Raw genomic sequence first — 22,743 nt, 5'->3', positions numbered from 1 at the left:
CAGTTAAGAAAATCTAATGTGCTTAAGAAAAGCTCGCTTGAGCACGGCTTCCGACACTGCTCAAATCATCACACCCCGACTCGGCGAGCGTCAATCAACAAGTTTCGAGTTGTTTTGTTGGGTGCTCTGGATTCAGGAAGGAAGTGTCATGAGACCCTCTGATTTTGTTCGACTACTTCTTCTCGCCGCGATTTGGGGGGCAAGTTTCCTCTTCATGCGGGTGGCTGCGCCGGTATTAGGGGCATTACCCACGGCATTCTTCCGAGTACTACTGGGAGCCATCGGCTTATTGGTGATTCTGGCGATCCTCAGAACCCAACACGATTTTCAAGGCAAACTCAAAGCGACGATGATATTGGGCGTCATCAATTCCGGTATTCCGTTCTTGATGTACAGCATGGCAGCGATGTTGCTGCCCGCTGGATATTCAGCGATTCTCAATGCCACTACCCCTTTGATGGGCGTGTTGATCGGCTCGATGTTTTTCAGCGACTCACTGACCCCGAAAAAAGCCGCCGGCGTATTCATCGGCCTGCTGGGGATAACTTTGTTGACCACCACTGGGCCGATGACGTTTACCAGCACGGTCGTCATGGGTGCGCTGGCCTGTCTGGTCGCAACCAGTTGCTACGGCGCAGCCGGTTTCCTGACTCGTCAATGGATCGCCGACCAGGGCGGGCTTGATGCCAAGCTTGTGGCATTCGGTAGCCAGATCGGCGCCACGCTGTTCCTTGCTCCTTTCTTCGCCATCTCGACAACAGTCAATCCGCCCGCAAGCTGGGGCGATTCCACCGTGTGGCTTTCGCTCGCGGCGGTCGGTTTCATCTGCACGGCATGCGCCTACATTCTGTACTTCCGGCTGATCGCCGACATCGGCCCGGTCCGCTCGCTGACCGTCACCTTCCTGATTCCGCCATTCGGCGTGCTCTGGGGTGTGATGTTCCTCGATGAAAGTCTGTCAGCGGGCCATCTCTATGGCGGCGGCTTGATTTGCCTGGCGGTGTGGTTCGTGCTGAGCAAGAGCAAGCCCAAACCAGCGGCAGCAACGCAGGACACCCCTGCGACCACCTGAACCTCAGTTATCCACAACTGAAACATGAAACGCGGTTGTCTGGTGGCGTTGACCAGACGGGGCGCTCTTGCGCCCGGATTTTCTCGAACCACCGCGCGATATGACATAGACAGGCTTTTTGGAAGTACCGATATGGCAATACAAAACGGCTCAATGACTTCATGGTCAATCAACGGCGACACCTCGGCGGAGTATGCACGATGAGCAGAGCGATCCCGTTGATTGCGCTTCGTACCTTTGTCGAGGTGTGCAAGGTGGGCAGTATGAAGCGCGCCGCAGACCATCTTTGTGTCTCTCCGGCGGCCATCAGTCAGCAGATCAAGGGCCTTGAAGATCAGATTGGCAAGCGCCTCTTCGAGCGTGACGCCAAGGGTATACAGCTGACCGCCAGCGGCCGAGGCCTGTTCGACGAATTGGCCGACACCTTCGACGTCATCGAAAAGGCCTGGTCGGGCGCCGCCCTCAAACAACCTCGGCAAACCCGCCTGGTCATCAGCACCACCTCGACCATTGCCAGTTCCTGGCTGATCCCCGCACTGGGCGATTTCAAGGAGCGCTGCCCGAACATCGAAATTTCGATCCAGATCTGCAATGGCCTGTCAGACCTGAAACACGGCCATGTGGATATCTCGATCCAACGGGAGGCAGCCAGCAGCCCGGACAACCACGCCACCCGCCTTTGGTCCTCGTATCTGATTCCAGTATGCAGCCCCAACCTGCTTGCCAAACAACGCACTATCGAAAGCCCGCAGGACTGTCTGACTTATCCACTGCTGCAGGACACCGAACGCAATTACTGGAAGGTGTGGATGAACGCCTTCGGCATGGGCAACCGCAAGATGATCCAGGGCTCCAGCTATGGCGACGAATCCCTGTTGATAAGTGCCGCCTGCGCCGGTCAAGGTATTGCTTTGGTCAACAGCGTGTTCGCCTCGGAAGCCCTGCAATCCAAGCGTTTGGTACAAGTGACCAACGCCACGTCCGAGCTCAAATTCGATTACTTCGTATACTGCGCCAAGGAACGGCGTGAGGAATGGGCGATTGTCGAGTTCATGAAATGGGCGGTGATGCAGGCGGGCAAATCAGAGGGCACACATGCGACGACGATGCACGCGGCATGACTAGAAGTTATCTACAGGCAGAAACGACAAACCCACCTCAGCGGTGGGTTTGTGGTTTATAGCTTCAAGACTGTGAGAGTAAGAATACTGCTGTGGACAACTTACTCCACAGTCACCGACTTCGCGAGATTACGCGGCTGGTCAACGTCAGTGCCTTTCAGCACGGCCACGTAATACGACAGCAGCTGCAACGGGATGGTGTAGAGAATCGGCGCCAACGCATCGATGATGTGCGGCATCGAGATGACATGGGTACCCTCGCCGTTGTTGAGACCCGCCTGCTCATCAGCGAAGACCACGAGTTGGCCGCCACGGGCACGGACTTCCTGCAGGTTCGATTTGAGCTTTTCCAGTAGCTCGTTATTCGGCGCCACGGTGACAACAGGCATGTCGCCATCGACCAGCGCCAACGGGCCGTGCTTGAGCTCGCCTGCCGGATAGGCTTCGGCGTGGATGTAAGAGATTTCCTTGAGTTTCAGCGCACCTTCCATCGCCACCGGGAATTGAGCACCACGACCGAGGAACAGGGTGTGGTTCTTCTCGGCGAACAGTTCTGCGACTTTTTCCACCGTGCTGTCCATCGCCAGCGCTTCTCCGAGGCGGGTCGGCAGGCGGCGCAGTTCTTCAACCAGCTCGGCTTCGACACCTTCGGCCAGCGTACCCTGGACCTGGCCCAGTGACAGGGTCAGGAGCATGAGCGCCACCAGCTGAGTGGTAAATGCCTTGGTCGATGCCACACCGATTTCCGGGCCCGCCTGGGTCAGCAAGGTCAGGTCGGATTCACGCACCAGCGAACTGATGCTGACGTTGCAGATCGCCAGGCTGGCAAGGAAGCCCAGCTCCTTGGCATTACGCAGTGCGGCCAAGGTATCGGCAGTCTCACCGGACTGGGAAATCGAGACAAAAAGCGTGTCTGGCTGGACCACCACCTTGCGATAGCGGAATTCGCTGGCGACTTCGACCTGACACGGAATCCCCGCCAGGCCTTCCAGCCAGTACCGCGCGACCATGCCGGCGTGATAGCTGGTGCCACAGGCTACGATCTGCACGCTGCGTACCTTGGCGAACAGCTCGGCGGCTTGAGGCCCGAAAGCCTGTACCAGCACCTGCTGCGGGCCCAGGCGATTTTCCAGGGTGCGCTGTACGACCTTTGGCTGCTCGTGGATTTCCTTGAGCATGAAGTGGCGGAACTCACCCTTGTCAGCGGCTTCGGCACCTTCGCGGTACTGCACCACTTCACGCTCGACCGGCTGCCCGGCAGCGGTCCAGATCTGCACACTGTCACGACGGATTTCGGCGATATCGCCTTCTTCCAGATACATGAAGCGGTCAGTGACCTGACGCAGGGCCAATTGGTCCGACGCCAGGAAGTTCTCGCCCAGACCCAGACCGACCACCAATGGGCTGCCGCTGCGCGCCGCCACCAGACGATCTGGTTGTTTGGCGCTGATGACCGCCAGACCGTACGCACCGTGCAGCTCTTTGACCGTAGCCTTGAGGGCGGTGGCCAGATCGGGGGTGTCCTGCAATTTGTGATGCAGCAGGTGGACGATGACTTCGGTGTCGGTGTCCGAGGTGAACAGGTATCCCAAACCTTTCAGACGTTCGCGCAGTGGCTCGTGGTTTTCGATGATGCCGTTGTGGACAACTGCCAGTTCGCCGCTGGAAAAGTGCGGGTGAGCGTTGTGCTCAACCGGAGCGCCATGAGTCGCCCAACGGGTGTGGGCGATGCCCAATCGACCTGCAAGGGGTTCGCCGGCCAGGGATTGTTCCAGCTCGTTGACCTTGCCTACGCGACGACGGCGCTCGAGCACGCCGGCGTTGCTGAACAGCGCCACACCGGCACTGTCGTAGCCACGGTATTCGAGGCGCTTGAGGCCCTCTAGCAGGATGGCAGTCACATTACGTTCAGCGACGGCGCCGACGATTCCACACATGGTCTTCTCCTAGGAAACAGCGGCGCAGATCAACGTCACGCCGCGAGCCTGAATTTGGTCGCGTGCCTCCTGGGGCAGGCGATCATCGGTGATAAGGGTATGGACACTGCTCCATGGCAGCTCCAGGTTGGGAATCTTGCGACCGACCTTGTCGGCCTCGACCATCACGATCACTTCCCGGGCCACCTCAGCCATGACACGGCTCAGGCCCAGCAATTCATTGAAGGTCGTGGTACCGCGCAGCAGATCGATGCCGTCGGCGCCAATGAATAACTGATCGAAGTCATAGGAACGCAGAACCTGCTCGGCCACCTGTCCCTGAAAAGATTCTGAGTGCGGGTCCCAAGTGCCGCCCGTCATCAGCAGCACTGGCTCATGTTCCAGCTCACCGAGGGCATTGGCCACATGCAGGGAGTTGGTCATGACCACCAGCCCTGGCTGTTGACCCAGCTCGGGAATCATCGCTGCTGTGGTGCTGCCACTGTCGATGATGATGCGGGCATGCTCACGAATCCGCTTTACGGCGGCGCGTGCGATGGCTTGTTTGTGGCGGGACACCGGCTGGCCAGGATCGCCGATCAATTCCTGCGGCATCGGCACAGCCCCGCCATAGCGGCGCAGCAACAAGCCGTTGCTTTCCAGCGCAGCCAGATCCTTGCGAACCGTAACTTCGGAGGTTTCGAAACGTTTGGCCAGCTCATCAACACTGACCTCGCCTCGCTCATTGAGCAACGCAAGGATGTTGTGGCGGCGTTGAGGGGTATTACGTTTCGACATTTTCGTTCTTAAGTTTCGTTTCGAAAGTTAACGAAGCAAATAGAAACCTATCGAAAGATTTCAGTCAAGAATTTATTGATGTCGCCACGGGCTTTCGATCTGAAAGCGTTCGTGGACAGGGAATGCAGGGCTGTGGATAACCGCAATTTCGCACAGCAACGTTGAATCAGGCCTGAGCAAGCTCAGGCCGATCCGTTGGCATGTGGATAACTTCAGATCTTTTTGATTTTGACTGGGCGCTTCCAGCCATCGATATTGCGCTGACGAGCCCGCGCGACGGCGAGCTGCTCGGCCGCAACATCCTGATTGATCGTCGAACCGGCCGCAGTACTTGCGCCTGTCGCGATAGTCACAGGTGCTACCAACGAATTGTTCGAGCCGATGAACACGTCCTCGCCCAGCACCGTCTTGTGCTTGTTGGCGCCATCGTAGTTACAGGTGATGGTGCCCGCACCGATGTTGGTGCGGGCACCAATCACGGCGTCGCCCAGATAGGTCAGGTGACCGGCCTTGGCACCTTCGCCCATCTCTGCGTTTTTCAGCTCGACGAAGTTACCCACGTGAGCGCGTGGGCCCAGCACGCTGCCTGGGCGTAGACGGGCAAATGGGCCAGCGTCCGCTGCTTCACCGACGAAAGCGCCTTCCAGATGACTGTTGGCCTTGATGCTCGCGCCTTTGCGCAGGGTGCTGTCCTTGATCACGCAGTTCGGGCCGATTGAAACGTCATCCTCAATAACTACGCGGCCTTCGAGGATCACGTTGATATCAATCATGACGTCGCGCCCGACAGTCACTTCTCCCCGCACGTCGAAGCGCGAAGGATCACGCAGCGTCACGCCGAGCGCCATCAAGCGGCGGGCTTCGCGAAGCTGGTAATGGCGCTCGAGGTCAGCGAGTTGTTTGCGATCATTGGCCCCCTGCACTTCCATGGCGTCCAGCGGCTGGGCGGTGGCGACAGCCAGGCCATCGTTCACAGCCATGGCGATCACGTCAGTCAGGTAGTACTCGCCCTGAGCGTTGTTGTTGGACAGACGCCCCAGCCAGTCTGAAAGACGCTTGCCCGGTACAGCCAGAATGCCGGTGTTGCCTTCTCTGATCGCTTTCTGCGCTTCGCTTGCGTCCTTGTGCTCGACGATCGCGGTGACGCGGTCGTGCTCGTCCCGCACGATGCGGCCGTAACCAGCCGGATCGTCCAGTGTGACGGTCAGCAGGCCGAGCTGTTGATCATTCACCAGGGTCAGCAGGCGCTGCAGGGTCTCGACTTCTATCAACGGGACATCGCCGTACAGGATCAGCACGGTGTCGGCGGTCAACGCCGGCACGGCTTGAGCAACGGCATGACCGGTTCCCAGTTGCTTGTCCTGCAAGACGAAATTCAGGTCATCGGCCGCAAGCTGTTCGCGCACCAGATCGGCTCCATGGCCGATTACCACATGAATGCCTTGAGGTGACAGCTGTCGAGCGCTGTGGATGACATGACCCAGCATTGAATTGCCGGCCACTGGGTGCAGGACCTTGGGCAAGGCCGAACGCATGCGAGTGCCCTGACCCGCAGCGAGAATGACGATATCGAGAGACATGAAGAGATTCCAGGCGAGCTGGCCGCAGTCTGAGCCGGGCCGGTGATTCAGGAAAAAGAGCCGAAAAAAGAAAAAGGGTAGCCGAGGCTACCCTTTTACTCAATCGCGCATGAAGATCGCTGGCCTTAGCCGCCGAACTTCTTGCGAATTTGCTGAACGGTGCGCAGCTGAGCCGCGGCCTCCGCCAGACGTGCAGCAGCAGATCCGTAATCGAAATCTGCGCCTTTTTCGTTCAGGGCGCGCTCGGCAGCTTTTACAGCTTCCAGAGCAGAGGCTTCGTCCAGGTCGGCAGCGCGTTGCACGGTATCGGCAAGCACTTTGACCATGTTCGGTTGAACCTCAAGGAAACCACCGGAGATGTAGAACACCTCGGCTTCTCCACCCTGCTTGATCAGACGGATCGGGCCCGGCTTCAGATCAGTGATCAGCGGCGCGTGACCTGGAGCAATACCGATATCACCCAGGTTACCGTGTGCAATCACCATCTCGACCAGACCGGAGAAAATCTCTCCTTCCGCGCTGACGATATCGCAATGGACTGTCATAGCCATTTGCTTGCCTCAACCTGATTAGCGCCCGTTGCCGGGCGCCTGGATTACAGTTTCTTGGCTTTCTCGATCGCTTCTTCGATGCCGCCGACCATGTAGAACGCTTGTTCTGGCAGGTGGTCGTACTCACCGGCGAGGATGCCTTTGAAGCCAGCAATGGTGTCTTTCAGGGAAACGTATTTACCCGAAGCACCGGTGAAGACTTCAGCCACGAAGAACGGCTGCGACAGGAAGCGCTGAATCTTACGAGCGCGGGATACCAACTGCTTGTCGGTTTCCGACAGCTCGTCCATACCCAGGATCGCGATGATGTCTTTCAGCTCTTTGTAGCGCTGCAGAACGTACTGGACGCCGCGAGCGGTGTCGTAGTGGTCCTGGCCGATAACGTTCGGGTCCAGCTGGCGCGAAGTCGAGTCCAGTGGGTCGACCGCCGGGTAGATACCCAGGGAGGCGATGTCACGGGACAGAACGACGGTAGCGTCCAAGTGGGCGAAGGTGGTCGCTGGCGATGGGTCGGTCAAGTCGTCCGCCGGTACGTATACCGCCTGGATGGAGGTGATCGAACCTTCCTTGGTCGAAGTGATACGTTCTTGCAGAACGCCCATCTCTTCAGCCAGGGTCGGCTGGTAACCTACTGCAGAAGGCATACGGCCCAGCAGTGCGGATACTTCAGTACCGGCCAGGGTGTAACGATAGATGTTGTCGACGAACAGCAGAACGTCGTTACCTTCGTCACGGAACTTCTCGGCCATGGTCAGGCCGGTCAGAGCAACGCGCAGACGGTTTCCCGGCGGCTCGTTCATCTGGCCGTATACCAGTGCCACTTTGTCCAGAACGTTGGAATCCTTCATCTCGTGGTAGAAGTCGTTACCCTCACGAGTACGCTCACCCACACCGGCGAACACGGAATAACCGCTGTGCTCGATGGCGATGTTACGGATCAGTTCCATCATGTTTACGGTCTTGCCGACACCGGCACCACCGAACAGACCGACTTTACCGCCTTTGGCAAACGGGCAAACCAGGTCGATGACCTTGATGCCGGTTTCCAGCAGGTCGTTGCCGCCTGCCTGATCAGCGAACGAAGGCGCAGGACGGTGAATGCCCCAGCGCTCTTCGGTGTCGATCGGGCCAGCTTCGTCGATCGGGTTACCGAGGACGTCCATGATCCGGCCCAGAGTCGCTTTACCGACCGGTACGGAGATGGCTGCGCCGCTGTCGATAACGTCCAGACCGCGCTTCAAGCCTTCGGTGGAACCCATCGCAATGGTACGAACCACGCCGTCGCCCAGCTGCTGCTGAACTTCCAGAGTGGTTTCCGCGCCTTGTACTTTCAGCGCGTTGTAGATGCTCGGTACGCTGTCGCGTGGAAATTCCACGTCGATCACGGCGCCGATGATTTGAACGATACGTCCGCTACTCATTAGCTGGATCCTCTGAATATTTGAACCGTTAAACCGCGGCAGCGCCGCCGACGATTTCCGAGATCTCTTGGGTGATCGCTGCCTGACGCGCCTTGTTGTAGATCAGCTGCAAATCGCTGATCAGGTCACCGGCGTTGTCGGTTGCGTTCTTCATCGCGATCATCCGCGCCGCTTGTTCAGCTGCGTTGTTCTCGACCACTGCTTGGTAGACCTGCGACTCCACGTAACGGACCATCAAGCCGTCCAGCAGCTCTTTGGCGTCGGGTTCGTACAGGTAATCCCAGTGGTGCTTGAGTTCTTGATCCTGGGTGGCGACCAACGGAATCAACTGCTCGACCGTTGGCTGCTGAGTCATGGTGTTGACGAACTTGTTGGATACCACGGACAGGCGGTCAATACGGCCCTCCAGGTAGGCATCCAGCATCACCTTGACGCTGCCGATCAAATCGTTGATCGATGGCTCTTCGCCCAAGTGGCTGATCGCAGCGACGACGTTACCGCCGAAGTTGCGGAAAAACGCCGCACCTTTGCTGCCGACCACGCACAGATCGATCTCTACGCCGTTTTCACGGTTCTTCGCCATGTCCTTGACCAAAGCCTTGAACAGGTTGGTATTCAAGCCACCGCACAGACCACGGTCACTGCTCACCACGATATAACCGACGCGCTTTACGTCGCGATCGATCATGAACGGGTGGCGGTATTCCGGGTTTGCGTTGGCAAGATGACCAATCACCTGGCGGATGCGCTCCGCGTAAGGACGGCTAGCAGCCATGCGCATTTGAGCCTTGCGCATTTTGCTGACCGCCACTTTTTCCATGGCGCTGGTGATCTTTTGCGTGCTTTTGATGCTCGCAATCTTGCTGCGAATCTCTTTTGCGCCTGCCATGTAACACCTATCAGGTTAGCAAGCGGGAGCCTCGCGACTCCCGCTGCGGCTTACCAGGTTTGGGTGGCCTTGAACTTCTCGATACCGGCTTTGAGGCCAGAATCGATTTCGTCATTGAAGTCACCCTTCACGTTGATCTTCGCCATCAAATCGGCGTGATCGCGGTTGAAGTAAGCAATCAGCGCTTGTTCAAAGCTGCCGACCTTGGCGATTTCGACGTCAGTCAGGAACCCACGCTCAGCGGCATACAGCGACAGCGACATGTCAGCGATCGACATTGGCGCGTATTGCTTCTGCTTCATCAGCTCGGTAACGCGCTGACCATGCTCAAGTTGCTTACGGGTCGCTTCGTCCAGGTCAGAAGCGAACTGGGCGAATGCCGCCAGTTCACGGTACTGAGCCAGAGCGGTACGGATACCACCGGAGAGCTTCTTGATGATCTTGGTCTGAGCGGCACCGCCCACACGGGATACCGAAACACCGGCGTTCACTGCCGGACGGATGCCGGAGTTGAACATGGCCGATTCCAGAAAGATCTGACCGTCGGTGATGGAAATCACGTTGGTCGGAACGAACGCGGAAACGTCGCCAGCCTGGGTTTCGATGATCGGCAGTGCGGTCAGGGAACCGGTTTTGCCGGTCACTGCGCCGTTCGTGAACTTCTCTACGTACTCTTCAGAAACGCGGGATGCGCGCTCCAGCAGACGGGAGTGGAGATAGAACACGTCGCCTGGGTAAGCTTCACGGCCTGGTGGACGGCGCAGCAGCAGGGAAATCTGGCGGTAAGCCACTGCTTGCTTGGACAGATCGTCATAAACGATCAGCGCGTCTTCACCGCGGTCGCGGAAGAACTCGCCCATGGTGCAACCGGCGTAAGGCGCCAGGAATTGCAGCGCAGGAGATTCCGAAGCACTGGCAGCCACGATGATCGTGTTGGCCAGAGCGCCGTTTTCTTCCAGCTTGCGAACAACGTTGGCGATGGTCGATTGCTTCTGACCAATTGCTACGTATACGCAGAAGATGCCGCTGTCTTTCTGGTTGATGATCGCGTCGATCGCCAGAGCGGTTTTACCGATCTGACGGTCACCGATGATCAGCTCACGCTGGCCACGGCCGACAGGGATCATGGCATCGACAGCCTTGTAGCCAGTCTGTACAGGCTGGTCTACCGACTTACGCCAGATAACGCCTGGAGCAACTTTCTCGACCGCGTCGGTCTCGGTGTTGTTCAGAGGACCTTTACCGTCCACAGGGTTACCCAGTGCATCGACAACGCGACCCAGCAGTTCCTTACCAACCGGAACCTCTAGGATGCGGCCAGTGCACTTGGCGCTCATGCCTTCGGCAAGAGAGGTGTATGCGCCCAGTACGACAGCACCCACGGAGTCTTGCTCCAGGTTGAGTGCCATACCGTAGACGCCGCCCGGGAACTCGATCATTTCGCCGTACATAGCGTCGGCCAGACCGTGAATCCGCACGATACCGTCAGACACGCTGACGACAGTGCCTTCGTTGCGGGCTTGGGAGGCTACATCGAGCTTGTCGATGCGGCCCTTGATGATTTCACTTATTTCGGAAGGATTGAGTTGCTGCATTGCTCTGCTGCCCCTTCAAACTCAAGATTTCAATGCTTCGGCTAGTTGCGCGAGTTTGCCGCGAACTGAGCCATCGATAACCAGGTCGCCGGCGCGGATGATGACACCACCTATCAGGGCAGCATCCTCCGCAGCGTGCAGGCGCACTTCCCGGCCGAGCCGTGCACTGAGAACCTTGGCGAGTTTGTCTTGCTGTTCTTGGTTCAATGCAAAAGCACTGGTGACATCCACATCTACCGATTTTTCCTGCTCGGCCTTGTACAGCTCGAACAGTTCGGAGATCTCCGGCAAAAGCTGGAGACGGTCGTTTTCAGCAACGACGTGGATGAAATTCTGTGCCTTGGCATCGAACTTGTCGCCGCACACTTCAATAAAAGTGGCGGCCTTGTCTGCGCTCGTCAGTCGCGGGGCCTTGAGCATGCGCTGCATGGTGTCATCTTGCGACACCGCAGCAGCCAGGCCGAGCATGGCTGACCAATTGGCCAGTTGCTGGTGCGCCTGTGCATGCTCGAAGGCTGCCTTAGCGTAAGGTCGGGCCAACGTGGTCAGTTCTGCCATGATCGCCCTCGCTTAAATTTCTGCAGCCAGTTTGTTTACCAGCTCCGCGTGCGCGTTTTGATCGATTGTGGCACCCAGGATCTTCTCTGCGCCGTTGACTGCCAGGCTGCCCAGTTGGGCGCGCAGCGCGTCTTTGACGCCGTTCAGTTCCTGCTCGATCTCGGCCTGAGCCTGAGCCTTGATGCGGTCAGCATCGACACGAGCCTGTTCACGGGCTTCGTCGACAATCTGAGTACCGCGTTTCTTGGCTTGCTCAATGATTTCAGCTGCCTGAGCTTTCGCTTCGCGCAGTTGCTGACCCGCTTTATCTTGGGCCAGCTCCAGGTCGCGAGCTGCTCGTGTGGCAGCGTCCAGTCCATCCGCGATCTTCTTCTGACGTTCGTGCAAAGCCGCGATGACCGGAGGCCACACGAACTTCATGCAGAACAGCACAAAAATGAAGAACGCAACGGACTGGCCAATCAGGGTTGCATTAATGTTCACGCCAACACCTCGCTCGTTCGTTGTCCATCACACCAATCAACTCGAAAATTCGAGCGATTAGCCAGCGAGTTGACCAACGAAGGGGTTCGCAAAAGTGAAGAACAGAGCGATACCAACGCCGATCATGGTTACGGCGTCGAGCAGACCAGCCACGATGAACATTTTAACTTGCAGCATTGGAACCATTTCTGGCTGACGCGCTGCGCCTTCCAGGAACTTACCGCCCAGCAGGCCGAAACCGATTGCGGTACCCAGAGCGCCCAGGCCGATCAGCAGTGCAACAGCGATAGCAGTTAGACCAACTACAGTTTCCATCTTTCCTCCCGACTTTTACGTCGTATTGGTTAGGTTTTTTTAGATTAAAGCGGTAAAGCAAAATCGTTTCTTACATCAAGCCCTTGCGGGCGTCCCCTCACCGCAATGAGGGGATCATCAGACTCGCCAGGCGGGTCTTAATGGTTATCTTCGTGAGCCATCGACAGGTAGACGATGGTCAGCATCATGAAGATGAACGCTTGCAGGGTGATGATCAGGATGTGGAATACAGCCCACGCCCATTGCAGAACCACGCCCAGGCCGCTCAGCCACAGCAGGCCGCTGCCGAACATGACCGCGATCAGGATGAACACCAGCTCGCCGGCGTACATGTTGCCGAACAGACGCAGAGCCAGAGAAACCGGTTTAGCGATCAGAGTCACGAATTCAAGCAGGAAGTTCACAGGAATCAACAGCGCCTGAACCAGAACGTTCTTGCTGCCGAACGGGTGCAGGGTCAATTCGCCGATGAAACCGCCGATGCCCTTGACCTTGATGCTGTAAAAAATGATCAGTGCGAAGACTGAAAGCGCCATGCCGATCGTTGCGTTAGGGTCGGTAGTCGACACTGCGCGGAACGGGATGTGGTGGTCACCGGAAATCATCACGGCCAACTGTGGAATCCAGTCAACCGGCACCAGGTCGACCGCGTTCATCAGGAAAACCCAGACGAAAATGGTCAATGCCAGTGGAGCGATAACCGCACTACGGCCATGGAAGCTGTCTTTCACGCTGCCATCGACGAATTCGATCAACACTTCTACGAAGTTCTGCAGGGCGCCTGGCTGACCGGAGGTCGCCTTTTTGGCAGCCATACGGAAAATCAGGACGAAAATCAGGCCCAGAGCCACCGACCAGCCGAGAGTATCGAGGTGGAAAGCCCAAAAGCCCATTTCTTTTGCTTCTGCTGCGGAATGCGCGAAGCCCCAAGTGCCGTCAGGCAAATGACCGAAGGTCAAGTTCTGCAGGTGGTGCTGGATATAGCCCGAAGCTGTTTGCTCTGCCATGGTTGCCTCAAACGCCCTAAGGTCTCAAAAGTCTTGTTCTCATTAGCAGGGGTGCGAACCAACTGACCAACTGGGTCAGTATGAACACGCCGAAGACCGCCAGCGGCGCCAGCGGCTTCACACCTGCGAAGGTCAGTGCAAAAAGCACTGCCGTAAAAATCAGTTTGCCTGCCTCGCCGGCGTAGAACGACCGAACGATGGCTTGCGCTGCCCTGGCGCCGGAGAACCGGAAAGCCTTATGGGCAAAATACAAATTGGGCAGCCAAGCTATCAGGCCTCCGCACAGCCCTGAGTATCCAGCTACGACTCCATGCCACTGCCAAAGCGTCACCGCTGCCAGTAGCAGGACAATCAACTGAGCCAGCAGTACCGGGAAAACAGCCAGACGATGGAATGGCAGGCGGTTTGGCGTGCGTGTCTCCATCACATGGGCTCCTCGTATGCCAGCCGCCAAAATCAATAACTTGGCATAATTTGTGCCGACAAAATGCGCGCAGAGTATAGGGGCGGTTCAGCCCCTATTCAACTGCCGGGTAGTGATTTCCGACTACACGGTACGCACCATTTGTTTCAGCGAATGTGAGCGAGTACGCCCTGCAACTCGTCCAACGAGTTGTAACGGATCACCAACTGGCCTTTTCCCTTCTGACCGTGGCGAATCTGCACCGCAGAGCCCAGCCGCTCGGCCAGACGCTGTTCGAGCCGAGTGATATCCGGATCGGCTTTGACCGGTGCCGCAGGCTCCTGCTTGCCACTCAACCACTGGCGCACGAGCGCTTCGGTCTGACGCACCGTGAGGCCGCGTGCGACAACATGTCGCGCCCCGTCTACCTGCTGATCTTCGGGCAAGCCAAGCAATGCACGGGCGTGACCCATTTCAAGGTCGCCATGGGACAGCATGGTCTTGATCACTTCAGGCAGGGCGATCAGGCGCAGCAAGTTGGCCACGCTCACCCGAGACTTACCCACAGCTTCCGCGACCTGCTGCTGCGTCAGCTGGAATTCCTGCTGCAGACGTTGCAGCGCAATGGCCTCCTCGATCGGATTGAGGTCCTCACGCTGAATGTTCTCGATCAGCGCCATGGCGATGGCGGCTTCGTCCGGCACATCGCGCACCATTGCCGGGATCGTCTCGATGCCAGCCTGCTGGCTCGCGCGCCAGCGGCGCTCACCGGCGATGATCTCGAACCGGTTGTCGGCGATCGGACGGACCACGATCGGCTGCATGACCCCCTGGGCCTTGATCGAATTCGCCAGTTCTTCCAGCGCCTGCGGGTCCATGTCCCGGCGAGGCTGATATTTGCCTCGCTGAATCAGGTCCAGCGGGATGTGTTGCAGCTCGCGCTGATCGGCGTGAACGGCCTGCTCTTCCAGTGCACTGACGGTGGGACTGCTCAGAAGTGCGTCCAGCCCACGTCCAAGTCCTCGTTTCTTGACGGCCATGGGGTTTCCTTAAGTGGGCTGGGCGGCGCGTGAAGGCCGACGTTGGCGACGAACCATCTCGCCCGCCAAAGCCAGATAGGCCAAAGCGCCGCGGGAGGTCTTGTCGTAGGCCAACGCGGGCATGCCAAAACTCGGCGCCTCGGCAAGGCGGATGTTGCGCGGGATCACGGTGTCGTAAAGCTGATCGCCGAAGTGCTCTTTGAGCTGCGCGGAAACATCGTTGATCAAGCTCAGCCGAGGGTCGTACATCGTGCGCAGCAGCCCTTCGATCTTTAGCTGTGGATTAAGCAGCTCGGCGATGCGCTTGATGTTATCCACAAGGTCGCTGAGACCTTCCAGAGCGAAGTACTCACACTGCATCGGAATGATCACGCCATCGGCGGCCACCAGTGCGTTGAGCGTCAGCATCGACAACGACGGCGGGCAGTCGATGAGAATGTAATCGTAATTCTCGCGGATCGGGCCCAGCGCGGTGCGCAGTCGGGACTCTTTCATCTGCATTTCCAGCAGAACCACCTCGGCAGCGGTAAGGTCCCGGTTGGCCGGCAACAGCTGATAACCGCCGTGCTCGGAGAAGTGCATCGCCTGGTTCAGATCGCACTCGCCGATCAGCAGATCGTAAACCGAATGTTCCAAGGCGTGTTTATCCACACCGCTACCCATGGTGGCGTTGCCCTGTGGATCGAGATCGATCAACAACACCCGACGCTTGGTGGCTACCAGCGACGCTGCGAGGTTGATACAGGTCGTGGTCTTGCCCACACCACCTTTTTGGTTCGCTATCGCGAATACCTTAGCCATTCTTGCGTGTGTTCCCTGTCATGCCGTGCGGCGCAGTATCAGCAGATGCCGTTGACCTTGGCAACCGGGTACGGCCAAGGCTTGCGCGCTTTCCAGATGAAAATCTGCGGGCAATGCTACCAGTTCGTCGGCAGGATGCAGACCCTTCATTGCCAGCCAGCGGGTTTCTTTGTCGCCCATGTGGCGAGTCCACTGGGTGAAGTCTTCAAGACTGCTGAACGCCCGGGAAATGATTCCGGTGAACGGCACTTGCGGCTTGAACGCCTCTGCACGGCTGTGGATAACTTCGAGATTATCGAGCTTCAACTCCAGTTTGACCTGAGTCAGAAAGCGGGTCTTCTTGCCGTTGCTGTCCAGGCAAGTGACTTTCATGTCTGGAAATAGGATAGCGAGGGGAATGCCAGGCATGCCCCCGCCACTGCCGACATCGAGCTGACGCTCGCCTCCGATGAACGGCACCACGCTCAGACTGTCGAGCAAGTGGCGGGACACCATTTCGTCAGGATCGCGGACAGCGGTCAGGTTGTACGCCTTGTTCCACTTGATCAGGAGCGCCAGATAGCCTAGCAATTTTTCCTGCTGGGCTTCAGTCAGATCGACGCCCAGTTCGCGGGCGCCAAGTGTCAGTTCTTCTGCATGCTGCGGGGTGACCATAGAACTCAAGCGCTTTGCTCCAACTGACGGCCCGCGCCGCGTTTTTTCAAATGAATCATCAGCAGCGAAATGGCCGCCGGGGTGACGCCAGGAATCCGCGAAGCCTGCCCAAGGGTCTCCGGACGAGTTATCCCCAGCTTGCTCTGGATTTCCTTCGACAGACCGGAAATGGTCGTGTAGTCGATGTCATCTGGCAGTCTGGTGTTTTCGCTGGCGCGCAGACGAGCGATTTCGTCCTGTTGACGGTCGATGTAACCGGCGTACTTGGTCTTGATTTCGACTTGTTCGGCAACCTGGGGATCAATCGAGCCTTGGCCTGTGAGCGAAACCAGCCCGGCATAGTCGATTTCCGGGCGGCTCAACAGGTTGAGCAGATTGTATTCGTGAGTCAGCGGCGTACCAAAATGAGCGGAAACAGCATCGCCCTGCTCGGTGCCCGGACGGATCCAGGTCGATTTCAGGCGCTGCTCTTCTTGCTCGATGCCTTCGCGCTTGGCGCAGAACGCAGCCCAGCGCGCGTCGTCGACCAACCCCAGTTCGCGACCTTTTTCGGTCAGGCGCAGATCGGCGTTGTCCTCGCGCAAGATCAGGCGGTATTCGGCGCGGGATGTGAACATGCGATAGGGCTCTTGAGTACCCAGGGTAATCAAGTCATCCACCAGCACACCGATGTAGGCCTCATCACGACGCGGGCACCAGCTTTCCTTGCCCTGTGCACGAAGGGCCGCGTTGGCGCCGGCTAGCAGACCTTGCGCGCCGGCCTCCTCGTAACCGGTGGTGCCATTGATCTGCCCGGCAAAGAACAGACCGCCGATGACTTTGGTTTCCAGGCTGTATTTCAGATCTCTAGGATCGAAGTAGTCGTACTCGATGGCATAACCAGGACGGACGATGTGTGCGTTTTCCATCCCGCGAATCGAACGAACGATCTGCAGCTGCACATCGAATGGCAGCGAGGTCGAGATACCGTTCGGGTACAGCTCATGTGTAGTGAGGCCTTCCGGCTCGATGAAGACCTGATGGCTTTCCTTGTCTGCAAAGCGATGGATCTTGTCTTCGATCGACGGGCAGTAACGCGGGCCGACACCTTCGATTTCCCCAGCGGCCGAGTACATCGGCGAGCGATCAAGGTTCGCAGCGATGATTTCGTGAGTGCGGGCGTTGGTGTGGGTAATCCAGCAACTGACCTGACGCGGATGCTGTTCCTTTGACCCCATGAAGGACATGACCGGGATCGGCGTATCACCCGGCTGCTCACTCATCAGGGAAAAATCCACAGAGCGCCCGTCAATGCGTGGCGGTGTCCCGGTTTTCAGGCGACCTACACGCAGGGGCAGTTCACGTAAGCGGCGAGCCAGCGCGATCGAAGGCGGATCACCGGCGCGACCACCTGAGTAATTCTGCAAACCGATGTGGATAAGTCCGCCGAGGAAGGTTCCGGTTGTCAGTACTACCGAATCTGCCATGAAACGCAGACCCATCTGAGTGACGACTCCACGTACCTGGTCATGCTCGACGATCAGATCGTCACAGGCCTGTTGAAATATCCACAGGTTGGGCTGGTTCTCGATGATTTCGCGGACCGCCGCTTTATACAAAATCCGGTCAGCCTGGGCGCGGGTAGCCCGTACTGCAGGCCCTTTGCGGCTGTTCAGCACACGGAATTGAATGCCACCCAGATCAGTTGCGGTGGCCATGGCCCCGCCGAGCGCATCGATCTCTTTGACCAGATGACTTTTACCAATCCCGCCAATGGCCGGGTTGCAACTCATTTGGCCGAGGGTTTCCACGTTGTGCGTAAGCAGCAGGGTTTTCGCACCCATGCGTGCAGACGCAAGTGCTGCCTCGGTACCGGCATGACCGCCGCCGATGACGATCACTTCAAAACGGGAAGGGAAATCCACCACGCACCTCGTGCCTGTTAAATGGGGAGAATTGGAAATTGGCGGCAAGTATAGGGACTTCCCCCCCCTGAAAGGAACCTTTTGCGCAAAATTTAACCAGCTGTGGATGAATGGCGGTTATAGAAATTAAAAAGAAAGAAATTTATAAAATCTTTGTTTTTATGTTTATGTATGTAGGCCATGTTTTCTGTGGATAGATTCATACAGGCCTCTATATACGGTGTGTACAGAGGTTCAAAAGTCTGTGGTCATGTGGATATGAGGGGCTTGGATAACGTGGTTAAGCCTGTGGACTAAAGTGTTTGTTATCCACAGAGGCGATTATCCTCAGGCGGGTAGCCCGGTTATCAACTGAGCTGAATGGTGGTTATGCACAGGGCTCATTTCCATGGCTTTGGTGTTCAAGGTGATCAGACGCGCACGCGCAGCGACCCGCTGGCGAGCAACTCGATCTGTGGATGGGCGGTGGGAAAGGAAGAAACAGGCAGGTCGGGGGAGGAATTTGACCTGCCTGTGGGCAACGACGGGGGTTATTTACCGATGCAGAAGCTCGAGAAGATCCTGCCAAGCAGGTCATCGGAGCTAAAGGCGCCAGTAATTTCGCCCAACGACTGTTGAGCCTGGCGCAGATCTTCAGCCAGAAGTTCGCCAGCCCCCGCCAACGTCAGCTGTGAACGCCCATGTTCGAGTGAAGCACGGGCCTTGTGCAAAGCGTCCAGATGACGACGTCGCGCGCTGAAACTGCTTTCCGAGGTCTGTTGATAACCCATGCAGGCTTTCAGATGATCACGCAGCAGTTCCAGGCCTTCACCACCTGCTCTGGCGCTCAGGTTAATGGTGACGTGCCCGTCTTCACTGACTTCCAGCGCCACGGAATCGCCACTCAGATCCGCCTTGTTTCGAATCAAAGTGACGCGCGAGGGATCCGGGCGTTGTTCGAGAAACTCCGGCCAGAGGGCGAACGGGTCGTTCGCTTCGGGCGCAGTGGCATCGACTACGAGCAAGATCCGGTCAGCTTCACCTATGGCCTTGAGCGCTCGCTCCACGCCGATTCGCTCTACCTGATCCTCTGTGTCGCGAAGACCGGCGGTATCCACCACGTGGAGCGGCATACCATCGATGTGGATATGTTCGCGAAGTACATCCCGCGTGGTGCCAGCGATTTCCGTCACGATCGCCGCCTCACGACCCGCCAGAGCATTGAGCAGACTGGATTTACCGGCATTTGGTCGACCAGCAATCACGACTGTCATGCCGTCGCGCAACAACGCACCCTGATTGGCTTCCCGCAAGACTGTAGATAACTGCTCGCGTACATCGTCGAGCATGCTCAGCACATGGCCATCGGCGAGGAAGTCGATTTCTTCTTCAGGGAAGTCGATCGCAGCTTCAACATAGATCCGCAGGCTGATCAGTTTCTCGGTGAGGTTATCCACACGATGGGAAAAGGCGCCCTGCAGCGAACGCAACGCATTGCGCGCCGCCTGTGCAGAACTGGCTTCGATCAAATCTGCGATCGCTTCCGCCTGAGCCAGATCGAGCTTGTCGTTGAGGAATGCGCGTTCACTGAATTCTCCGGGCCGGGCAAGCCTGCTACCCAGCTGTACGCAGCGCTGCAGCAACATGTCGAGCACTATCGGGCCGCCGTGTCCTTGTAACTCAAGCACGTCCTCACCAGTAAATGAGTTGGGACCAGGGAAATAAAGGGCGATCCCTTCATCGATAACCTGGCCGTGTTCATCCTGAAACGGGCCGTAATGGGCGTACCGTGGCTTTGGCTTTATGCCGATAATCGCTTGCGCAGCTGCACTGGCCAGAGGCCCGGAAATGCGCACGATTCCGACGCCGCCCCGGCCTTGAGCAGTGGCAATGGCGACGATGGTTTCACGAGGGACGTTCATGGTCCGGCTCCTGAATAACTGACGGATAGCAAAACGCCCCACGAGGGGGCGTTTTGAATTACTTATTCACAGGGTAGATCACGCAGCGGCTTTCTTGGCCTTCGCCTCGATGCTGCGGGTGATGTACCACTGTTGAGTGATGGACAGGGTGTTGTTCACAACCCAGTACAGCACCAGACCTGCCGGGAACCACAGGAAGAAGAAGGTGAAGATGATTGGCATCAGCTTCATGACCTTGGCTTGCATCGGATCCGGCGGTGTAGGGTTCAGACGCTGCTGGATGAACATGGTAGCGCCCATGATGATCGGCAGGATAAAGAACGGATCCTTGATCGAAAGGTCGGTTATCCACAGCAGCCATGGGGCCTGACGCATTTCGACGCTTTCCAGTAGTACCCAATACAGCGACAGGAATACCGGCATCTGCACCAGAATTGGCAAGCATCCACCCAACGGGTTGATCTTCTCTTTCTTGTACAGCTCCATCATCGACTGCGAAAGCTTCTGACGGTCATCGCCATGTTGCTCTTTCAGTGCCGCCAGACGAGGTGCTACAGCACGCATGCGCGCCATTGACTTGTAGCTTGCAGCCGACAACGGGAAGAACAGACCCTTGATCAGCATGGTCAGGAAGATAATCGACCAGCCCCAGTTACCCACAATGCTGTGGATATGTTGCAGCAGCCAGAAGATCGGCTGAGCGATGAACCAGAGAATGCCGTAGTCGACAGTGAGTTCCAGCCCTGGGGACAACTCTTTGAGTACCGCCTGGCTTTTCGGCCCTGCGTACAGAGTGGTCGTAGTTTCAGCCTTGGCGCCCGGTGCAACGGTCAGTGCGGGACCTGTGAAACCGATGATGTAATTACCGGCGCTGTCTTTACGGGTGGTAACTGTATTGCTGTCAGCCTTGTTCGGGATCCAGGCAGTCACGAAATAGTGCTGCAGCCAGGCCACCCAACCGCCTTGAACGCTCTCTTTTACCGAGGCTTTGTCGATGTCCTTCATCGAAACCTTTTTGTAAGGCTCCGAAGGTGTCCACATCGCTGCACCCAGATAAGTCGCGGTCCCTGTAGCAGTAGTCGACGACGGGTCCGCGCTGGCGTCACGCTTCAACTGGGCAAACAGGTTGCCGTTCCAGGCTTGAGCGCTCTGGTTATCGATGATGTAAGAGACGGTCAGGTCATACAGGCCGCGCTTGAAACTGAAGCGCTTGATGTAGTTGACGCCCGCATCACTGAATTTCAGATCGACCACTAGATCGTTCTGTCCGTCTGCCAGTTGATAACTTTTCTGTGTGGCAACGTAGACAGGACGACCACCGGCACGAGCATCCGGGCCGTTTACGCCAGTCAGGCCGCTCTGTGCGAGAAAAGTACGCTCGCCACCGTTGTCGAACAGCTGAAACGGAATCTCGGGATGATCCTGACGACGTGGGTACAGTGGCAACCGAAGCTGCACCACATCACCACCTACCGGGTCGATTTCCAGACTCAATACGTCGGTTTTTACCTGAATCAGGTCTTTGCTGACGGCAACCGGCGTTTCGGTCGGCGCGGCAACTTCACCTGTAGCACTCGGAACGTCTGCATTGGCAGGCGCGGTACCTTGTGGAGAATCAGGAAGAGCGGATGTATTGGTGTTGGCGGCAACATTCTGAGTCGGCAGGGCAGCCTGACCATAGTCCTGGTTCCATTTCAGGACACCGACATAGGTCACGATTGCCAGGGCGACGATCAGGATCGTGCGTTTAATATCCATGATTACTCGGCCATCGAAGAGGAACGGGAGGTGGGAGCTGGTGGAACCGGGTCGAAACCACCGGGATTCCACGGATGACAGCGACCTAGGCGACGCAAGGTCAGCCAGCCGCCGCGTACCAGGCCATGATTTTCAATGGCTTCGTACGCGTAGCAGGAGCAACTGGGGTAGAAACGACAGTGATTAGCCATCAGGGGACTAATGGCATAGCGGTAAAACTGGATCGGTACGAGCGCCAGTTTACGCATCAGGACTGTCTACCCCCGCAGTTTCGGTTTTGACTTCTGGAGTTGGCCGGCTGCGCGCCAGACGTTTCCAGAGCTTGCCGAAATGCTGAATCAATTCGGGGTCCTCAATATCACCCAAGCCTTTACGCGCGACAACTACGATATCCCATCCAGCCAGGTTGTCCTGGTGAAGGCGAAACGATTCGCGCATCAGGCGTTTCAAGCGGTTGCGCTGAACGGAGAGCTTTACGCTCTTCTTACCGATCACCAGTCCCAAGCGGGCGTGATCCAGGTCGTTGTTGCGCACAAGGAGCAGGAGATTTTTCCCCGGAACCTTGCCGGCGGGGGAGTCAAAGACTGCCTTGAAATGCCGGGGTGTCAGCAAACGCTTTTCCCGACTGAAGTCCTGACTCACCACCTGTGCCGATTAATCAAACTGCCAGACGCTTACGGCCTTTGGCGCGACGACGCGACAGAACTGCACGGCCGTTTTTGGTAGCCATACGAGCACGGAAACCGTGGGTGCGGGCGCGCTTGATGGTGCTCGGTTGGAAAGTACGTTTCATGGTGTGTTACCTGGTTCGTCCACAACGGGCCGGAATGACCCCGTTTTAAGAGAGCGGGGATTCTAGAGAAAGCAAGCTCGCAGGTCAATTTCCAACCAACGTTTCGTGCATTTACTTCTTGAGAGGGCGTGCCAGCGGCTCAGAGGGCTGTATGGAAGAGCCGACGATCCTTAGACATAAAAA

Annotated in this window: 23 protein-coding genes; 2 read left to right on the top strand and 21 right to left on the bottom strand. The window is 57.3% G+C overall.

Features of this window, described 5'->3' with window-relative positions:
* The first annotated feature begins 148 nt into the window (after window positions 1-148).
* Together BWR59_RS05465 and BWR59_RS05460 are read left to right on the top strand one after the other, a co-directional pair.
* Window positions 149-1,072 (top strand): DMT family transporter, encoded by a 924-nt coding sequence (locus tag BWR59_RS05465; protein ID WP_081564632.1) that lies wholly within the window; start codon window positions 149-151, stop codon window positions 1,070-1,072.
* A 200-nt stretch (window positions 1,073-1,272) separates the two neighbouring features.
* Window positions 1,273-2,193, top strand: a complete 921-nt coding sequence (locus tag BWR59_RS05460; protein ID WP_168184454.1) for a LysR substrate-binding domain-containing protein — start codon at window positions 1,273-1,275, stop codon at window positions 2,191-2,193.
* A gap of 101 nt (window positions 2,194-2,294) precedes the next feature.
* On the opposite strand, the gene glmS is transcribed toward BWR59_RS05460, so the two are convergent.
* The 21 genes from glmS to rpmH form a co-directional block, all read right to left on the bottom strand.
* Window positions 2,295-4,130, bottom strand: coding sequence for a glutamine--fructose-6-phosphate transaminase (isomerizing) (gene glmS / locus BWR59_RS05455; protein ID WP_081564630.1), 1,836 nt, complete (start codon window positions 4,128-4,130; stop codon window positions 2,295-2,297).
* 9 nt (window positions 4,131-4,139) lie between these two features.
* Entirely contained in the window at window positions 4,140-4,907 is a 768-nt protein-coding gene (locus BWR59_RS05450; protein WP_081564629.1) for a DeoR family transcriptional regulator, read from the bottom strand.
* Between the two features lie 212 nt (window positions 4,908-5,119).
* Window positions 5,120-6,487: a bifunctional UDP-N-acetylglucosamine diphosphorylase/glucosamine-1-phosphate N-acetyltransferase GlmU gene (glmU, locus tag BWR59_RS05445; protein ID WP_081564628.1), complete on the bottom strand. Its 1,368-nt coding sequence runs from the start codon at window positions 6,485-6,487 to the stop codon at window positions 5,120-5,122.
* Window positions 6,488-6,612: 125 nt separating this feature from the next.
* Window positions 6,613-7,038 (bottom strand): F0F1 ATP synthase subunit epsilon, encoded by a 426-nt coding sequence (locus BWR59_RS05440; protein WP_081564627.1) that lies wholly within the window; start codon window positions 7,036-7,038, stop codon window positions 6,613-6,615.
* Window positions 7,039-7,082: 44 nt separating this feature from the next.
* Window positions 7,083-8,459, bottom strand: coding sequence for a F0F1 ATP synthase subunit beta (gene atpD, locus BWR59_RS05435; RefSeq protein ID WP_062386203.1), 1,377 nt, complete (start codon window positions 8,457-8,459; stop codon window positions 7,083-7,085).
* 28 nt (window positions 8,460-8,487) lie between these two features.
* A complete protein-coding gene (gene atpG, locus BWR59_RS05430) occupies window positions 8,488-9,348 on the bottom strand; it encodes a F0F1 ATP synthase subunit gamma (RefSeq protein WP_081564626.1) in 861 nt (286 codons plus the stop codon).
* Between the two features lie 50 nt (window positions 9,349-9,398).
* Window positions 9,399-10,943 carry a F0F1 ATP synthase subunit alpha gene (gene atpA, locus BWR59_RS05425; protein WP_081564625.1) on the bottom strand — a complete coding sequence of 515 codons (1,545 nt, stop codon included), beginning with the start codon at window positions 10,941-10,943 and terminating at the stop codon, window positions 9,399-9,401.
* Between the two features lie 21 nt (window positions 10,944-10,964).
* Window positions 10,965-11,501, bottom strand: coding sequence for a F0F1 ATP synthase subunit delta (locus tag BWR59_RS05420; RefSeq protein ID WP_037016920.1), 537 nt, complete (start codon window positions 11,499-11,501; stop codon window positions 10,965-10,967).
* Window positions 11,502-11,513: 12 nt separating this feature from the next.
* On the bottom strand, window positions 11,514-11,984 hold the full coding sequence (locus BWR59_RS05415; protein WP_062386210.1) for a F0F1 ATP synthase subunit B: 471 nt from the start codon (window positions 11,982-11,984) through the stop codon (window positions 11,514-11,516).
* A 57-nt stretch (window positions 11,985-12,041) separates the two neighbouring features.
* Window positions 12,042-12,299, bottom strand: a complete 258-nt coding sequence (gene atpE / locus BWR59_RS05410; RefSeq protein WP_002555987.1) for a F0F1 ATP synthase subunit C — start codon at window positions 12,297-12,299, stop codon at window positions 12,042-12,044.
* Between the two features lie 137 nt (window positions 12,300-12,436).
* Window positions 12,437-13,306 carry a F0F1 ATP synthase subunit A gene (atpB, locus tag BWR59_RS05405; protein ID WP_081564624.1) on the bottom strand — a complete coding sequence of 290 codons (870 nt, stop codon included), beginning with the start codon at window positions 13,304-13,306 and terminating at the stop codon, window positions 12,437-12,439.
* Window positions 13,307-13,322: 16 nt separating this feature from the next.
* Window positions 13,323-13,730, bottom strand: a complete 408-nt coding sequence (locus tag BWR59_RS05400; RefSeq protein ID WP_081564623.1) for a F0F1 ATP synthase subunit I — start codon at window positions 13,728-13,730, stop codon at window positions 13,323-13,325.
* A gap of 146 nt (window positions 13,731-13,876) precedes the next feature.
* Window positions 13,877-14,749, bottom strand: a complete 873-nt coding sequence (locus BWR59_RS05395) for a ParB/RepB/Spo0J family partition protein (RefSeq protein ID WP_081564622.1) — start codon at window positions 14,747-14,749, stop codon at window positions 13,877-13,879.
* 9 nt (window positions 14,750-14,758) lie between these two features.
* Window positions 14,759-15,550 (bottom strand): ParA family protein, encoded by a 792-nt coding sequence (locus BWR59_RS05390; protein ID WP_081564621.1) that lies wholly within the window; start codon window positions 15,548-15,550, stop codon window positions 14,759-14,761.
* A gap of 18 nt (window positions 15,551-15,568) precedes the next feature.
* Window positions 15,569-16,204 carry a 16S rRNA (guanine(527)-N(7))-methyltransferase RsmG gene (gene rsmG, locus BWR59_RS05385; RefSeq protein ID WP_178111214.1) on the bottom strand — a complete coding sequence of 212 codons (636 nt, stop codon included), beginning with the start codon at window positions 16,202-16,204 and terminating at the stop codon, window positions 15,569-15,571.
* A 5-nt stretch (window positions 16,205-16,209) separates the two neighbouring features.
* On the bottom strand, window positions 16,210-18,108 hold the full coding sequence (gene mnmG / locus BWR59_RS05380; protein ID WP_081564619.1) for a tRNA uridine-5-carboxymethylaminomethyl(34) synthesis enzyme MnmG: 1,899 nt from the start codon (window positions 18,106-18,108) through the stop codon (window positions 16,210-16,212).
* 530 nt (window positions 18,109-18,638) lie between these two features.
* Complete coding sequence (gene mnmE, locus BWR59_RS05375; RefSeq protein ID WP_081564618.1) at window positions 18,639-20,009, bottom strand: tRNA uridine-5-carboxymethylaminomethyl(34) synthesis GTPase MnmE; 1,371 nt, start codon at window positions 20,007-20,009, stop codon at window positions 18,639-18,641.
* A 78-nt stretch (window positions 20,010-20,087) separates the two neighbouring features.
* Window positions 20,088-21,767, bottom strand: coding sequence for a membrane protein insertase YidC (gene yidC, locus BWR59_RS05370; RefSeq protein ID WP_081564617.1), 1,680 nt, complete (start codon window positions 21,765-21,767; stop codon window positions 20,088-20,090).
* Between the two features lie 2 nt (window positions 21,768-21,769).
* A complete protein-coding gene (gene yidD, locus BWR59_RS05365) occupies window positions 21,770-22,015 on the bottom strand; it encodes a membrane protein insertion efficiency factor YidD (RefSeq protein ID WP_081564616.1) in 246 nt (81 codons plus the stop codon).
* Window positions 22,008-22,409 carry a ribonuclease P protein component gene (gene rnpA, locus BWR59_RS05360; RefSeq protein ID WP_081564615.1) on the bottom strand — a complete coding sequence of 134 codons (402 nt, stop codon included), beginning with the start codon at window positions 22,407-22,409 and terminating at the stop codon, window positions 22,008-22,010. Before rnpA ends, yidD begins: the two co-directional genes overlap by 8 nt.
* A gap of 16 nt (window positions 22,410-22,425) precedes the next feature.
* Window positions 22,426-22,560 (bottom strand): 50S ribosomal protein L34, encoded by a 135-nt coding sequence (rpmH, locus tag BWR59_RS05355; protein WP_002551315.1) that lies wholly within the window; start codon window positions 22,558-22,560, stop codon window positions 22,426-22,428.
* Window positions 22,561-22,743 lie beyond the last annotated feature (183 nt).

The organism is Pseudomonas sp. Bc-h (assembly GCF_002080045.1).
Classification (GTDB): Bacteria; Pseudomonadota; Gammaproteobacteria; order Pseudomonadales; family Pseudomonadaceae; genus Aquipseudomonas.
This window is presented reverse-complemented; position numbering and strand designations above follow the sequence as displayed.

Bases quoted from the DNA above. Each gene is read 5' to 3' on its own strand.
- BWR59_RS05450 (WP_081564629.1), bottom strand. From the start codon at position 4,907: ATGTCGAAACGTAATACCCCTCAACGCCGCCACAACATCCTTGCGTTG.
- glmS (WP_081564630.1), bottom strand. From the start codon at position 4,130: ATGTGTGGAATCGTCGGCGCCGTCGCTGAACGTAATGTGACTGCCATC.
- atpA (WP_081564625.1), bottom strand. From the start codon at position 10,943: ATGCAGCAACTCAATCCTTCCGAAATAAGTGAAATCATCAAGGGCCGC.
- BWR59_RS05390 (WP_081564621.1), bottom strand. From the start codon at position 15,550: ATGGCTAAGGTATTCGCGATAGCGAACCAAAAAGGTGGTGTGGGCAAG.
- atpE (WP_002555987.1), bottom strand. From the start codon at position 12,299: ATGGAAACTGTAGTTGGTCTAACTGCTATCGCTGTTGCACTGCTGATC.
- yidC (WP_081564617.1), bottom strand. From the start codon at position 21,767: ATGGATATTAAACGCACGATCCTGATCGTCGCCCTGGCAATCGTGACC.
- BWR59_RS05460 (WP_168184454.1), top strand. From the start codon at position 1,273: ATGAGCAGAGCGATCCCGTTGATTGCGCTTCGTACCTTTGTCGAGGTG.
- yidD (WP_081564616.1), bottom strand. From the start codon at position 22,015: ATGCGTAAACTGGCGCTCGTACCGATCCAGTTTTACCGCTATGCCATT.
- atpG (WP_081564626.1), bottom strand. From the start codon at position 9,348: ATGGCAGGCGCAAAAGAGATTCGCAGCAAGATTGCGAGCATCAAAAGC.
- atpB (WP_081564624.1), bottom strand. From the start codon at position 13,306: ATGGCAGAGCAAACAGCTTCGGGCTATATCCAGCACCACCTGCAGAAC.
- rpmH (WP_002551315.1), bottom strand. From the start codon at position 22,560: ATGAAACGTACTTTCCAACCGAGCACCATCAAGCGCGCCCGCACCCAC.
- rsmG (WP_178111214.1), bottom strand. From the start codon at position 16,204: ATGGTCACCCCGCAGCATGCAGAAGAACTGACACTTGGCGCCCGCGAA.
- BWR59_RS05465 (WP_081564632.1), top strand. From the start codon at position 149: ATGAGACCCTCTGATTTTGTTCGACTACTTCTTCTCGCCGCGATTTGG.
- mnmE (WP_081564618.1), bottom strand. From the start codon at position 20,009: ATGAACGTCCCTCGTGAAACCATCGTCGCCATTGCCACTGCTCAAGGC.
- BWR59_RS05395 (WP_081564622.1), bottom strand. From the start codon at position 14,749: ATGGCCGTCAAGAAACGAGGACTTGGACGTGGGCTGGACGCACTTCTG.
- glmU (WP_081564628.1), bottom strand. From the start codon at position 6,487: ATGTCTCTCGATATCGTCATTCTCGCTGCGGGTCAGGGCACTCGCATG.
- BWR59_RS05440 (WP_081564627.1), bottom strand. From the start codon at position 7,038: ATGGCTATGACAGTCCATTGCGATATCGTCAGCGCGGAAGGAGAGATT.
- BWR59_RS05400 (WP_081564623.1), bottom strand. From the start codon at position 13,730: ATGGAGACACGCACGCCAAACCGCCTGCCATTCCATCGTCTGGCTGTT.
- BWR59_RS05420 (WP_037016920.1), bottom strand. From the start codon at position 11,501: ATGGCAGAACTGACCACGTTGGCCCGACCTTACGCTAAGGCAGCCTTC.
- atpD (WP_062386203.1), bottom strand. From the start codon at position 8,459: ATGAGTAGCGGACGTATCGTTCAAATCATCGGCGCCGTGATCGACGTG.